The following is a 15,174-nucleotide window of genomic DNA, read 5'->3' as shown; positions in this document are numbered from 1 at the left end:
AAGGTTAGGCTATTTCGTTTAACCGATCTTCAAATTCTTGTTGAGAAATAAAATTAGCTTTTCCGCTTTCAATTTCATTTAATTCTTGTTGTAAATAATCTTTTGTCCCATTAAAATCAGCGCTCTCACTAATAATTTCAACTTCGTCTTTATTGAACTTGCTTAACAACCAAATAAATTTGTCATAAACTTTTTCGCTGATTTTTAATTGTATTGTGTGCATAGTATATCCTTTTAAGCAAAAATACAAAAAAAGTTTCTAAGCTTCTTATTTACAATCAAACCACTACAACTTCTCTCTCAAAACCGCAATTTCATCACGCAGTTTAGCGGCAACAATAAAATCTAGTTCTTTAGCGGCAGCTTCCATGTGCTTGCGTTTTTCTCTAATACGTTTTTCTATTTCTTCTTTAGGTAAATACTGTAAATCTTGTTCTGCGGCAACCTGTTTTGCATTGTCATAATGATAACTAGAAACGGCAGATTTAGACAAAGTATCATCAATTTTTTTGTTAATCTGAGTCGGAGTGATGCCGTGTTTGGTGTTGTAAGCAATTTGCTTTTCTCGTCTTCGGTCTGTTTCGTCAATGGTTTTTTGCATGCTGTTGGTCATTTTGTCAGCATATAAAATAGCCAAACCATTTACATTTCTTGCAGCTCTACCAACGGTTTGTGTAATAGAACGGTGCGAACGTAAAAAACCTTCTTTATCGGCATCTAAAATAGCGACTAAAGAAACTTCTGGTAAATCTAAACCTTCACGCAAAAGGTTGACACCAATTAAAACATCAAACAAACCTTTACGCAAATCTTGCATAATTTCTACACGCTCTAAAGTATCTACATCAGAATGAATGTAACGACAACGAATATCTACTCTTGCCAAATATTTGGTCAGTTCTTCTGCCATTCTTTTGGTTAAGGTAGTTACCAAAGTACGTTCGTCTTTTTCTACTCTTTGTTGAATTTCTTCAATTAAATCATCAATCTGATTCAAACTAGGTCTAATTTCAATTACCGGATCTAACAAACCTGTAGGTCTAATTACTTGCTCAACAAAAACACCTTCTGTTTTTTCGAGTTCGTAATCTGCAGGCGTTGCAGATACATAAATTACCTGATTCTGAATTTCTTCAAACTCCTCAAATTTTAATGGTCTATTGTCCATCGCCGCAGGCAAACGAAAACCATATTCTACTAAATTTTCTTTTCTACTTCTATCACCACCATACATAGCGTGCGTTTGCGGAATGGTAACGTGGCTTTCATCAATGACCATTAAATAATCATCCGGAAAATAATCTAACAAACAGAACGGTCTTGTACCTGGTTCTCGTCCGTCTAAATAACGAGAATAATTCTCAATACCAGAACAATAGCCTAATTCACGAATCATTTCTAGGTCGAATTCTGTACGTTCTTTTAAACGTTTTGCTTCTAAATGCTTGCCTATTTCTTTAAAATAATCCACTTGCTTCATCATATCTTCCTGAATTTGATGAATGGCATTTTGTAACACATCCGGAGAGGTAACAAATAAGTTTGCAGGATAAATGGTCAGTTCTTGAAAACTTTCTAATACAGTGTTGCTTTCTAAATCAAAGGATTCTATTTCTTCAATTTCATCACCAAAAAAATGCACTCTGTAGCCATTATCTCCGTAAGACGGATAAATAGTAACCACATCACCTTTTACTTTAAAGGTTCCACTTTTTATTTCGTGTTCGGTTCTAGAATACAAACTTTGTACTAATTGATGTAAGAATTTTGTTCTGGCAATTTGCTGATCTACATGAATAGGAATGACGTTTTTCTTAAATTCTACAGGATTTCCAATACCATACAAACAAGAAACCGAAGCAATTACAATAACATCTCGTCTACCAGAAAGTAGGGAAGAGGTGGTGCTTAAACGCAAGCGTTCTATATCATCATTAATAGATAAATCTTTTTCAATAAAAGTTCCTGTTACAGGAATGTAGGCTTCTGGTTGATAATAATCGTAGTAAGAAACAAAATATTCTACGGCGTTATTAGGGAAAAATTGTTTAAACTCAGAATACAACTGTGCCGCCAATGTTTTGTTGTGTGCTAAAATTAAGGTAGGTTTATCTACGTTTTTTATCACATTTGCAACGGTAAACGTCTTACCAGAACCGGTTACACCTAAAAGCGTTTGATATTTTTCGCCATCATTAATACTTGCCGTAAGTTCTTTTATAGCTTGTGGTTGATCTCCCGTAGGAGAAAATTCTGATACCAATTTAAATTCCATGTTGTAAAAATACGGATACTTTATAAAAAAGTGTTTTAATCTTCTTTAAATAGCTGCTTTTTATTCAAAAAAAGTAAGTGAATTGGTTGTGCTACATGTATATAAATAGCTTGTTTTATTGGGGGTTAGTCAGTTATGTTTAATAAATATTCAATTTATTGTAACAAATAAAGAATCTGAGCTACCTATATTTAGAGGTAATTTTGTTTTTATTTCAAAATTTTTAACGAAATTGCTTGTCTAATAAAATATTCAACTAAAAAAAATAAAAATACTATGTCTGATGATTTTGATTTACTAGAAACGAGTGCTAACAAAAAAACTGAAAAAGTAGATGTAAATTGGGGAAAAGCAATTGACACCATGAAATCTAAATTGGCGCAAGAAGACGATCCAGAATCTCGTCAGAAAATATTGAACGCAACCTTAGATGATGTTGTGCACATGGCAGAAAAAGACAGAAGTACGCTCTTAGATGCTATTAAAGACTTAACAGATTACCAAGACGAAGTTGGTATTATGTTCGAAAAATTTTCGGCCTTAAATCCATCAGAACAAAAAGTGATTGACGATGCTCAAAAAGGATTAGAAAGAGCAAGAATAGAATTAGAAGATGCCCAAAATAAAGCAGATACTTGGTGGAATAATCTTTGGGGAAGAAAATCGAAGATTAAAAAAGAAGAAATAGAATTTGCTGCAGCAGAAAAATTACGTGCAGGAGCAGATAATAAAGCAAAAGCATTGTTTCAGCAACGTATAGAAAGTGCAGATATTCAAACCTTATTAAGTGAACTTTCTTACAAATCTCAAGCTGCCGTTACACGTCTTAAAAATAGAGAAGTAGAAATTAAAGAAGTAGAGGAGAAGTTAAAGGATGCTATTGTAGAGGCTTCTAAAAACCATACAAAAGCGTTAGCAAAAAAGAAAGAAGTAGAAGGTCAATTAGAAGAACAATATGCGCTGTTAAAACAATCTCGTCAAGAATTAGAAGAAATTGCAGACAAACAATCTACTGCTTATTCAGAAGCGATTGGTAAAATGACTACTATAGAGCAAAAAGTAGAAGAGTTAGAAGGTCTCAAAAATGCCTATACAACCTTAGCTGCAAGTAAAGATAGTTTTGTGCACAAGCATAATTTAACTATTAAAGTATTGACTTCTTTACGTTCTAATTTACAAACCCACAGAGCAAAATTAAAGTCGGATACTGAAGAAAGATTAAAGTATTACGATGGTTATGTGGTTGCGTTAAAAGCAAGAACAGATCAAGAATTTGCCGCAATTTTAGAGCATTTAGGTGTAAAAACAGATGAGCATATCGGAGAAACGTTAGCATCTATGCATTCTGCAAGTGCTAGAGCACGTCAAGAAATGATGGACAATATTCCGGTGCATGAAAAAGTGATGACTGGTGTTTATAGCTCTTACGCAGAGGCTTTGCATGAAATTAGAGAGAAAGATATCGACATCCAAAAGAACTTTGCAGACCGTTACGGAATAGACATGAAAGAAATTTTCGAAGACTATTACAAAGCAGATGCAACTGCACCAAAAGGTGATGATGCTCCGGCAGCAAAACCAAAAGCAGATACTTCTAATGATGATTTGTTAGGGTAAAATAGTTTGCAGTTTTCTGTTGCAGTAAGCAGTTAGCTTATGCATGAAAATTGTTGTTAAGAAAAATAATTTGGGCGTTACCCCAATGAAAAATTGGGGTCAGGCTTTCCATTATATCTTTTTTCTGAAAAAGAAAAAAGGATACCATTTCAATCCTTAACGCAGGCTAGTTTGTTAATTAAATTAAAATTTTAAAAATATAGTAAAAAGTTTACGGAAGTAGTTTACAGTTAGAAACAAACTGAAAACTGTAACTGAATACTGAAAACTTAAATAAGTATGATTACAACACCTTTAGATTCTGCACTTTTAGACTCGAAAGAACAATATGTTTTTTACCATAAAATGGTAGATTTTGTATTAAAAGAACTCATTGTAAGTGTACAACAAGAACAATTATGTACACACCAAGAGTTGTTACTTTTTAAGCAATATTCAGATTTACTTTTATACTCTATAGAAGCCATGCGTATTAAATATATGTACGACGAAGAAGATAATATGAAAGTCGATTTAACTGATTCAGGTTTCCCTAATTATTTAGAATTTCGTTTTTTGTACAACGATTTAGAGTTGAAAAACGATTATGTAGATAATTTAAAGGATACAGAAATTCTAAAAGCAGAGTTTTTAAATACCCTTTTACAGAAAAAACAACCTATCAGAAGATTAGATTTGTTTAAAGCTTCTTCTATTGTTTATTATACATCCGTAGAAAAAAAATACATTTTCAACCGTTTTGTACAAGGTAAAATTACAACAGCAAAGGAAGGAGATAATTATCAATATATGACCAGTTGGAGTTTTTACGATGTAAGTCATAACCGACCTTTTATATGTTATTTATACTTTGATTACGATGGTAAAATAAACAAAGAAAAAATTTACGAAGTCTTAAAAGAAAGTGCCGATAGAGAAATGTCTTTAGATACAATGGCATATAATATTGATCGAAAATTACCGGATATTCAACCAAAGCATCTAAAAAGAATAGATTTAGGACCTTTTCATAATGTCTTTGCAAAAGACGAAAACGAAATTACACACACTATTTTAGGTGGAATTGCTAAGAAAGAAATTCCTTTAGAATCGTATGCTTTATCCTTAAAAATAGACGAGGTTTTTTCTGGTGATACGTTTACAGAAGGAAGTTTTTTCTCGAAGCAAACCATGCAGAAATGGAGTGAAGTTATTCAGCAAAAATACGTTTTAGCGCCTCACCGAATTATTCAATTATTGTATAATCAAACACCAAGAACTTTAGATAAATTGGCAAAACCACCGATTGAGTTGGCGAGTTTGAAAATTGAGGTGAAATAGAGTTTGAAAATAAAAACAAGACCAAGACCTCACAGGTTTTAAAAACCTGTGAGGTCTGAAAAATGAAAATTAGAAATAGAAAAATAACCTAGTATAAGAAAAGCAGAGTGTACTGCCAACTGAATACTGCTTACCGAAGACTTAATCATGAATCATAATTCAACTTTCCCAATAAAACAGAACGAACTAGACATGCTTCGAGATGAAGCTTCTGGTTATTTAAAAAGTATTCAATGGGAACAAAGTGACAGAGCAAAAAATAAGGATAAAGAAGCAAAAGACGAATCGATTTTATTGTATTTGTCAAGAGCTAATTCAGGAAGCAATGTAGAAGTTACTTCAGTTTCTAAAACTATTTTAGCTCTAAAAAAGCGTTTATTGCCAGATTCTATTGCAATTCCGGTATATCTAAATCAGACTTTGTATGCAGTGCAAGAAGGACTCACTTTAGGTATTTGGATTAAAGATAATTATTACGATTCATCTGGTTTATCATCTTTACATGAACGAAAATCTGCTTTAGATTCTCAAGGAAAAAGAGAATTTGAAAGTAAGATGCAAACAGCAACAGCTTTTCAATTATTTGCGACTTCTTATAAAATTTTACATGATTTAAAACCACATGCTTCAGATGATTTATCGGTAATGAAGCAAAAGTTTGCAGGTATTCCAGAAGTTTCGCTTTTATCACCTTTAAAAGGAATAGCGTGTTCTTTGTTTTATTTTGATAAATATTTAGGACATCCAGAGATTGTAAAATCGGACAAGGATGTGATTGATTTTACGGTGGTTTTTTACGAGGCTTTAATTGATGAAATTCAACTTAGAAAAAGCAGTTTAGAATACACAGAAACCATTATCGACAGAACGTATAAATTAGAAAATTCTGATTTTGCCGTTTCTGGTTGGGATAATGCATTTTCTGGAACTGCTAAAAGTATAGAGTTCAATAAAATTCAGTTCGAGCAAATTGTAGGGAATAAAGATGCCAAACATTTTGCACGTAGATTAACAGAAAGAATGCTGAGTTACGATTTTGAAGCAAAGAAGAATCCGTTTCAAGAACTCGGTGGTTTTATGCCTGTTTTTATGGGATATGGAATCCCAGGAACGGGAAAATCCATGTTAATTGCAGCTATTGCAACCCGACTAAAAGAACATTCAGATAATTTAGACATTCCGTTTTTATTTCATCCAATGCCAGACACGTTAATTTCTACTTTTCAAGGAGGATCTGCAGAAAAAATGGTAGAATGGATGAAGCCAATGCAAGACCCAACAAAATTAATTTTTGCGCCGATTGATGATGCAGAAAACAATTTACAAGAAAGAACAACTCAAGGAGTTTCTGCTGGTGTAAAAGAAGTAATCGGTGTTTTCTTACGATACACAGAAGGCGCTTATGCTGTAAATTATGGAAATTCATCTATCGGATTATTTACTAATTTACCAGAAATGTTAGATAAGGCAGTTATTTCTCGTGTACAAGGAAGATTTAAAATTGATGGAGCAAGAACAGAACACGACTTTTTAGACCAAGATTATATTTGGTGGAAGAAATTTGAAAAAACAATGCCCGATTTTGTGAACATGCAAGATCCCTCTAATTATCAATTTTTAAAAGACCAAGGATTGACAAAAAGTATGGGGGAAATTTTGGGTTCAATAGAAAAACCATCTGAAGGAAGGGTTTTAGAAGCTTATGACAGAGCAGAGAAAAACCATAGATCGAATGAGCATTTATTCTTTGCCATTTTATACAAAGAAATTCAGAAGATATTTCCGTTCTTTTCATCTAGAGATGTGCGTAATATTCAGTCTGCAATTTCATTGCGATTAACAGATTTCGATTTAGAACAAGATTGGTTTGAAAATCCTGAAATTTATTTCAAACAGAAATATGAAACCAAGTTTAATATGTTGCAAGAATTAATGAAAAGCAATATGAAAGGACTTAATTTTTCTGAAATAAGAAGACAAGAAGTGGTGCGTTATTTAGACAATGTTGCCACCATTGCAGATACAGATTTTAAGAGAAAAGTAGATTCGAGAGTCAACCAAATGAATATCGATTTGCAAGCAAGAAAAACTTTTGAGAATGAGTAACATCAGAATAAAAAATAGTAAAAAGACGTTATTATCAGATAATTATTACACGTTAAACAAATTTAATTTCGATTATCAAATGTCCGACGGAAGTTGGGTACATCAAATGAGAGAAGTCTATGAACGTGGACATGGAGCAGGGGTTTTGTTGTACAATACCACCAAAAAAACAGTGGTTTTAATCAAACAATTCAGATTGCCTACTTATTTACATGATAACAAAGATGGGTTTTTAATTGAAATTCCTGCGGGTTTATTAGATTTAGACAATCCTGAACAATGTATCATAAGAGAAACAGAAGAAGAAGTTGGAATCCGTTTAAAATCTGTCATAAAAGTATATGAAGGTTATTCATCACCAGGTGTATTAACAGAAAAAATGCACTTTTTTGTAGGTGAATATACAGACGATATGAAAGTGAGTGAAGGTGGAGGTTTAGAAAGTGAAACCGAAGACATAGAAGTTTTAGAAATTCCGTTTACGGAAGCTGTAAGAATGCTAAATGAAGGAGAAATAGTAGATACAAGAACCATTGTTTTGTTGCAATATGCTATTATTCATAAATTGTTAGGATAATAAAAAGTAAAAAATTAAAATACTCCGTGTATCTCTGTGCTTTCTCAGTGAAACTCTGTGTAACAATTAAAAAATGCAAAAACTAATAAACGCTAAATTATATAGAAGTGAATCCATTTCCGTTAATGGAAAATTGGTAGAACGCTATAATAAATGTCTGGTAAAACTTGGATTTACAAAAACGAAATTAACTTCATTTACGATAGATGGAGTAGGTTGGAGTCCGGAAATAGCAGAAGAAAAAAAGGAACCTTTTTATTTAAATAATGGAGAATCTAATACGTATGCTATAATTATTACTCCAAGACAAAAAGGATTACCGGTGTATAATCCGTTTAATTCTTTTGATAGAGAATTGATGAAAACGGTGTTTAAAAAGCACGAGAAAACGATTAATGATATTACAAGAGATTCGGCTATTTGTGTAGAGTTTGATCAAAAAATAGATGTTTTTTACGAACCTTTAGATGTTTTAAGGTATAAAGACATTACCATTAAGTTTCATTTAATTGATAACTTAAGTAAAGCCAGGGAAGAACAATTAAAGTTAATAGCTTTATTTAATGCTGACAACAATTTTATTGATGAAGATATTCATAAAAAACTTTTAACATCAGCAAAAAAATATGGAGATTTAAGGGAACGAAATCTTAGTGTCGAAGAAATTACGTTTACAACAGACTCTTTTTATACAAAAGCTTTTGGCGGCGTTTATTTATTAAGAGATTTAGTAACTTCTGTGCTTATTTTCGAAAATGAGGCAACGTACAAAGAAGCCATAAAAGATACTACGTATGATGTTTTAATGTATCATATCTCACACACAGAAATGATTGAGAAATTAATCAGTTATAATGTTTTAGAGTTAGATTTAATAGAAGAAACAACTAAAAAGAGACATAAGAGGATTCAGAAATATATGTTTTCATCTTATTTAAAAGATACAGCACATCCCATAAAAGATATTTTGCAAGAACCTATTTTATTTAAAAGCTATTTAAATAAAATTGATATTTCATCAAGAAAAAAAGTAATGGGATTAGAACGCTATTTAGAAAAACAGAAGATTTCAAAAAACACAAATCCGAAAGATATTATTGATGGAGAAATGTATATTGCGCTGCACAAACCGCATTCATCATTAAGACCTAATCATCAAGATTTAATTTGGTATTTATTGGTTAATATTGCGCCAAAAGACGTGTTGTTTTTGTATTGGTATGATAAAGAACAGTTTTACAAAGTTTTTAAAACCTTAGAAAATTCAACACAAGATTGGGTAATAGAAACAGTTAAGAGTGGGTTTTAGGCTTTATAGTTTTAAATTTGTGTATTTTTATAAAGGAAAAATAAATTAAATACTAAATCCTGCAAGGTTTCAAAAACCTTGTAGGTATAATAAGTGCTAGTTAGTCAATAAACCTGCAAGGTTAAAAAAAACCTTGCAGGAAAAATCTATACAAAATGACATTAGAAATTATCATATTTATCGCAGCAATTTTATTTGGAGTTGTTATTTACTGGAGAGAATCTAGAACTAATAAAATCTATTTGTTTTTCAATAAGTTAATGAATTCAGAAGAATTACAAATGAAAGATACCGATACTAAAGGATTTGTGTTTCAACAAAATTTTGTTTTAAGATTTGTATATATCGCTGTTTTATTTCTGATCGGAATTTTAATTGTGCAATTTTTAATTCCCATAAATTATGCAACAATTTCATTGTTTGCATCGATGATTGTCGGAACTTTGATAGGAACGTATATTGCAGGAGCCGTTTTTAAATCATCAGAAATTATAGAGGAGCAAACAGATTCTATAGAAGAAAAATTTCATGAAGTTGTAGAGAAAGGAAAAGATTTTATTGAAGATTTTAAAACAAAGGAGGCCAAAGAAGTAGAGGTAACAAAAGAAGCTCCTAAAGTAAATGAGAAAAGTGCAAGAGAACGATTGAAAGATAAAGGATTATTGTAAAGATTCGTCATTACGAGGAGTTTTTACGACGAAGTAATCTATAAATTGGTATTAAAAATAAATAGATTGCCACGACTTTTTGTCAAAAATCTCGCAATGACAACAAAAAATTAATTAGAATAAAATAGTAAGTATGAGTAAGAAACTTCCAGCTTCAAACTTCATACTTTAAACGTGTAATTATGATTAAAAATTATTGGAGTAAAGGAGCAAAGCAAAAGAAAAGAGTCATTATCTTTTTTATAATACTATTGGGATTATTGTTCTTTTTTAGAGACGATTATCAACCAGGATTAATATTTGTCAGAAAATTTATTTTCATCATTTTATTATCTTTTGTAGTCTTGTTTTTAGGTTTACGAGGTTTTAGAAAATCTGTGGGTGTCGGAAAAAGAATCGGAATTTTATTTTTCTTATCCATCTTTTTCGGAATTCTATACTATGTAGGTTGGAACATGAAATTCTACGATTATATGAAAACCTACAACGTATTTAACGATTTAAATAAAATTGAAATTAACGATTTACCGCTAACACAAAACGAAAGAATTCAGCCGTTAAGAAACATTTTTTCTATGGCAAACGAGTCTGTTGGCGAAACCAAAGATGTTTCCTTACCACATTTGGTAAGAGTAGATGAAAAGAACCAATGGACAATGGCTATTCAGCCTACAGAAAAGTATTACTGGCAAGGATTAAAAGACAATACAGAAGAAATTTTTTCTGTGTCTAGTACCACACCTTTTCCGCGTTTTTCATCAGAAAATAGAATTCCGGTTACCTTTTCTATCGGAGAATCTTTAAAATTTAGTAGAAATACCTACAATGCCGTAGTGCAGCGTTTTAATCCTTGGATGTTGTTTAATTACGAACCAAGCGATACTTACTACATGAAAAATGATAAAGGAGCTTGGGTAGAAGTGGTTAGTTTAATTAAATGGAAAGGATTCTTTTTTCCATATCCTACTTTTGGTGGCGTAATGGTCATAGACAACGGAGAACACGATATGGCCGATTATTTAGAAAGAATTACCATTGGTAAAGGAACTTATATTTCGCCAGATGAAACCAAAAATTATGCCTATTTAACCAAACAAAATACATTAGCAGAACGCGTATCTCGTTTACAAGCAGAAAGTTTAAAGTTTTTAGCAGGATTTTCGGATCCATTACCTTGGAACATGGAAAGTGCTGTTAAAATTCCAACAGCACCAAAAGATCAAAACGCACAACCTTATGTTACCGATTTCGATTTTTCAGATGCCAAAACGCCAGCTTATAGTGGTTTGTATCACTGGTTTGGTTTAGAGCCTGTGGGTAAAGAAAGAACCAGTTTAAGTTACAGTGTTTTTATTCCGGCAGATGGTACAGACAAGTTGTATTATTATGACCATGCTTCAAAAAAACAAGGATATGCAGGGGTTTCTGCAATGCCTTTAAAGGTGAAAGAATCTAAAAAAGAGTACGATTGGAGCTCAAATACGCCCGTAGAATTTAGACCTTATATTAAAAATATTGCAGGTAGAAAACGCATGTTTTTCTTAGGTACGGTTTCTACAATTAGCGACGATAATCCAGAACAATTCGATGGTTCTGCAACACCAGATTTAGCTTTGGTAGATAGTGAATACAGAGACGTAGTTTGGATTAACGCTAAAAAACCAAGTACTTGGAATGAAGAGGTTTACAACCAATTAAATGAAGCGTGGAGAACTAGCGAAGGAAAAAATGTATATTTCGAAAAAGAGAAATCTATTTTAGAGCAGAATAAACAAGTTCTAGATTCTATTAAATTAATTTCTAACCTAGATAAAAATCAGCAAATTTTAGACTCTATTAAGTTAATCTCAGCAAAAGATAAAAAACGATTAGAAATAGAAAAACTTCAAAAGCAAATAGATTCTATAAAGAATAATCAATAGTTTTTGTAGCTATTTCCCGCTTTCATTACTCGCTTTTTTTGTCGAAAAAACAAAAAAGAGCTCAAACATACCATTCAATCGGGGCTAAACATATTTGCCAACTTATATAAAAAATAGACAATGTTTTTTTTATATAAGTTGGCTTTTTTCTGATTCTGAAATACGATTTTTCTGTATTATTTAGGGTTTAAAATATGTAAAACAGTTTTAGAAAATCTTTATATTTGTTATGCCAAATGAATTTTAAAATAATTGATGATAAATTTGAATTATTTTTTCTTAATATGAAATAGAAAATCTAATCATAGCCTTAGTTATAGTTCTATTTTATATTAAAATATTAAGGAAAAAGAAACGAATTTAATCGATCATTTTGATGTTTATTTGGTATTATTCCTAATAAATAGACTAATTCTATGATTTTTATTGATAATGAGGGTTGTACAGATCCTAAACTAAATTTAGCATTAGAAGAATATGCGTTAAGAAACTTTGATGCTTCTACAGATTATTTATTGTTTTATATTAATGCACCATCCATTATTATTGGTCGTAATCAAAATACTTTAGAAGAAATTAACCAAGAATATATCGATAAAAACGATATAAAAGTAGTTCGACGTATTTCTGGAGGAGGAGCTGTCTATCATGATTTAGGAAATTTAAACTTCAGTTTTATTACCAATCACGACGGAAAAAGTATTAGTAATTTTAAAAAGTTTACAGAACCTGTAATTCGTGTTTTAAATGAATTAGGTGTACATGCCGAGTTAAAAGGTAGAAATGATATCCTAGTTGATGAAAAGAAAATTTCTGGAACAGCTCAATTTTCTACAGGAAAACGAATGATTAGTCATGGTACTTTATTGTTCGATACAGATATGAGCGAAGTAGGGAAAGCGCTTCAAGTAAAAATGAGTAAAATTAAATCTAAAGGACATAAATCGGTTAGAAGTCGTGTGGCAAATATTAGTGAATTTTTAAAAGAACCTATTACAATGGATCATTTTAAAAAGCAATTACTAACAGGTTTGTATGAAGCTAAAGAAGATTTTGAAATTCATAAATTAACCGAAGCAGAGTGGAAAGCTGTAAAAGAATTAAAAGCAGCAAAATATGATTTGTGGGATTGGAATTTTGGAAACTCACCAAAGTTTAATATACAACGCAATAAACGCTTTCCAATAGGAGAAATAGATGTGCGTATTTTTGTTGAAAAAGGACATATTTCTGATTTTAAAATTTTTGGAGATTTCTTTGGTAGGCAACCCGTTGTTGATCTTGAAAACTTATTAATTGGTGTTCCTTATGATAAAAATAAAATCACTAAGAAGCTACATCATATAACTATTGCAGATTATTTTGGGAAATTAGAAAATTCAGAATTTATAGACCTTGTATATGGCAATGATTAATTTTTTTTAAATTAATTGGTTCATAAGTGTTGTAGTTTTATTTAAAAATACTTCCTTGGATTTATTTTCCTTGGAAAATAAAAGTAATTATTGTAATTTTGTCGAGAATTTAAAAACCATTTAAGATGAAGACGACAAAAATTATATATTATATCTCCACAGCATTATTAACATTAATTATGCTTTTTTCTGCCGGAATGTATATTTTTAATCATGAAGCAGTAGCAGGTATGTTCACCAATTTTGGGTATCCAACCTATATAATTTACCCTTATGCAGCGGCAAAACTTTTAGGTTTAGTGGCTTTATGGTTTTTATCAAATAAAACGATAAAAGAATGGGCCTATGCAGGTTTTTTCTTCGCATTTATTTTTGCATTTTTTGCGCATGTAATGATAGGAGATGGAGAACAAGGAGCTTCTATTGCAGCCATGGTCTTTTTAATTACGTCTTATATTACGCATAAAAAAATAACCAATGTCAGAAGTTAAAAAGGCCGAAGTAGTTTTAACAAACAAGAATTTTCTTGCGGAAGCAAAAATTAGAAACCACTTTCTTACAATGGATCAATCTGTTGAAGCAGGTGGAGGTGATAGTGGTGCAACTCCTGTAGAATATTTATTAACCGCAATTGGCGGTTGCGTTTCAATGACTTTAAGAACGTATGCAGAAAGAAGAGGTTGGGATATTGGAGAAATAACGGTTAACGTTTCTGAGCTTAAAGATGAAAACGGACCTTATTTAACGGAAGAAATATCCTTTGAAAAAGAAATTACAGAAGAACAAAGAAAAAAATTATTAGTCTTTGCAGGCAAATGTCCTGTTGCAAGAATGATAAAAGGAGAAACGAGAATAGTTAGCCGTATTCAGTAAAAAAATAAAAATATGAAGAAAATATTAGCATTTGCAGGAAGTACAAGTTCTACTTCTATCAATAAAAAATTAGCAACATTTGCTGCAGAAAACTTAGAAAATACTTCTTTTGATGTCATCGATTTAAGAGATTATACATTGCCGATTTTTAGTGAGGATGAAGAAAAAAATGGTTTTCCAGAAGAGGCAGTTAAGTTTAGTGCTTTATTAGATAATTACGATGGCTTTATACTTTCTTTAGCAGAACATAATGGAAGTTATACCGCAGCTTTTAAAAATATTTTCGATTGGAGTTCTAGAATCGAAGCAAAAGTATTTAGAGATAAGCCCGTATTATTAATGGCAACTTCACCAGGAGCGAGAGGAGGACAATCTGTATTAGAAACAGCACTTTCTAGATTTTCGTGGCAAGGTGCAAAAGAATTAATCCCTTTCTCGTTACCTAGTTTTTACGATAATTTTAAAGAAGGTAAAATTGTAAATGCCGAATTATTAGCAGGCTTAAAAGAGCAAGTAACTCAATTTGAAAACGCTGTAAATCAATAAAGAATGAAAATAATTTTATACGGAAGAGCAGGACACGCTTATACCGTAGCATTTAAAAATTTTCTAAATTCAACCGATGTTCCTTATATCTATAAAGACATTTCTAAAGATACAGAAGCAAGAGAACATAGTAAAGAATTGTATGATGGCGTTGCAAAATATCCAACGTTGTTTGTAGACGATAAAGTGTATTTAACACCTACCACAGAAGAGTTTAATAAAATAATGCAAGATTTAAGTTTAAGAGCGTAAGTTTTTATTTTAGAGACAAGAGACAAGAGACAAGACTAAAGTGGTTGGACTAAGGACTAAAAAAAAGACATAAGACTAAATCTATGTTTTTATGTGTTGATTTTTTTAAATTTTTAGAAACAAGAAAGAAGAAACAAAGATTTAGACGTAAGACGTATGACTAAAAAAAAGAAGAATAAATGTTGTTATTAAAAGTTCATTTTTTAATTTTCGAATACTGAATACTGAATACTGAATACTGAATACTGAATACTGAATACTGAATACTGAATACTGAATACTGAATACTGAATA

14 protein-coding genes are annotated in these 15,174 nt (G+C 31.3%); 12 read left to right on the top strand and 2 right to left on the bottom strand.

What is annotated here, in order from left to right; all coding sequences use genetic code 11:
- Positions 1–4 precede the first annotated feature (4 nt).
- Positions 5–223 (bottom strand): tRNA pseudouridine synthase A, encoded by a 219-nt coding sequence (locus MPF19_RS15800; protein WP_249989159.1) that lies wholly within the window; start codon positions 221–223, stop codon positions 5–7.
- A gap of 63 nt (positions 224–286) precedes the next feature.
- Positions 287–2,275 carry an excinuclease ABC subunit UvrB gene (gene uvrB, locus MPF19_RS15795; RefSeq protein WP_203394627.1) on the bottom strand — a complete coding sequence of 663 codons (1,989 nt, stop codon included), beginning with the start codon at positions 2,273–2,275 and terminating at the stop codon, positions 287–289.
- A gap of 276 nt (positions 2,276–2,551) precedes the next feature.
- Between uvrB and MPF19_RS15790 the strand changes: the two genes are divergently transcribed.
- From MPF19_RS15790 to MPF19_RS15735, 12 genes are all read left to right on the top strand, one after another.
- Complete coding sequence (locus MPF19_RS15790) at positions 2,552–3,892, top strand: microtubule-binding protein (protein ID WP_249989157.1); 1,341 nt, start codon at positions 2,552–2,554, stop codon at positions 3,890–3,892.
- Positions 3,893–4,171: 279 nt separating this feature from the next.
- Positions 4,172–5,212, top strand: a complete 1,041-nt coding sequence (locus MPF19_RS15785) for a hypothetical protein (protein WP_249989155.1) — start codon at positions 4,172–4,174, stop codon at positions 5,210–5,212.
- A gap of 147 nt (positions 5,213–5,359) precedes the next feature.
- Positions 5,360–7,318, top strand: a complete 1,959-nt coding sequence (locus MPF19_RS15780; protein WP_249989147.1) for an AAA family ATPase — start codon at positions 5,360–5,362, stop codon at positions 7,316–7,318.
- The gene (locus MPF19_RS15775) at positions 7,311–7,895 is read left to right on the top strand and encodes an NUDIX domain-containing protein (protein WP_249989145.1); all 585 of its coding nucleotides are present in this window, start codon (positions 7,311–7,313) and stop codon (positions 7,893–7,895) included. The genes MPF19_RS15780 and MPF19_RS15775 overlap by 8 nt, the downstream gene beginning before the upstream one ends.
- Before the next feature lie 73 nt (positions 7,896–7,968).
- On the top strand, positions 7,969–9,204 hold the full coding sequence (locus MPF19_RS15770) for a DUF6638 family protein (protein ID WP_249989138.1): 1,236 nt from the start codon (positions 7,969–7,971) through the stop codon (positions 9,202–9,204).
- A 155-nt stretch (positions 9,205–9,359) separates the two neighbouring features.
- A complete protein-coding gene (locus MPF19_RS15765; protein ID WP_249989136.1) occupies positions 9,360–9,872 on the top strand; it encodes a hypothetical protein in 513 nt (170 codons plus the stop codon).
- A 182-nt stretch (positions 9,873–10,054) separates the two neighbouring features.
- A complete protein-coding gene (locus tag MPF19_RS15760) occupies positions 10,055–11,794 on the top strand; it encodes a hypothetical protein (protein ID WP_249989134.1) in 1,740 nt (579 codons plus the stop codon).
- Positions 11,795–12,210: 416 nt separating this feature from the next.
- Complete coding sequence (gene lplA / locus MPF19_RS15755) at positions 12,211–13,209, top strand: lipoate--protein ligase (RefSeq protein WP_249989132.1); 999 nt, start codon at positions 12,211–12,213, stop codon at positions 13,207–13,209.
- A 125-nt stretch (positions 13,210–13,334) separates the two neighbouring features.
- On the top strand, positions 13,335–13,700 hold the full coding sequence (locus tag MPF19_RS15750; protein WP_203394637.1) for a DoxX family protein: 366 nt from the start codon (positions 13,335–13,337) through the stop codon (positions 13,698–13,700).
- Positions 13,687–14,082: an OsmC family protein gene (locus MPF19_RS15745; RefSeq protein ID WP_203394638.1), complete on the top strand. Its 396-nt coding sequence runs from the start codon at positions 13,687–13,689 to the stop codon at positions 14,080–14,082. Before MPF19_RS15750 ends, MPF19_RS15745 begins: the two co-directional genes overlap by 14 nt.
- 12 nt (positions 14,083–14,094) lie before the next feature.
- Entirely contained in the window at positions 14,095–14,628 is a 534-nt protein-coding gene (locus tag MPF19_RS15740) for an NADPH-dependent FMN reductase (RefSeq protein WP_249989130.1), read from the top strand.
- A gap of 3 nt (positions 14,629–14,631) precedes the next feature.
- Complete coding sequence (locus MPF19_RS15735) at positions 14,632–14,880, top strand: glutaredoxin family protein (RefSeq protein WP_249989129.1); 249 nt, start codon at positions 14,632–14,634, stop codon at positions 14,878–14,880.
- Positions 14,881–15,174 lie beyond the last annotated feature (294 nt).

The sequence above is a fragment of the Polaribacter sp. Z014 genome, assembly GCF_023555435.1.
Classification (GTDB): domain Bacteria; phylum Bacteroidota; class Bacteroidia; order Flavobacteriales; family Flavobacteriaceae; genus Polaribacter.
Note: the sequence above shows the minus strand (reverse complement) of the source record. Positions and strands in the feature narration are given on the sequence as shown.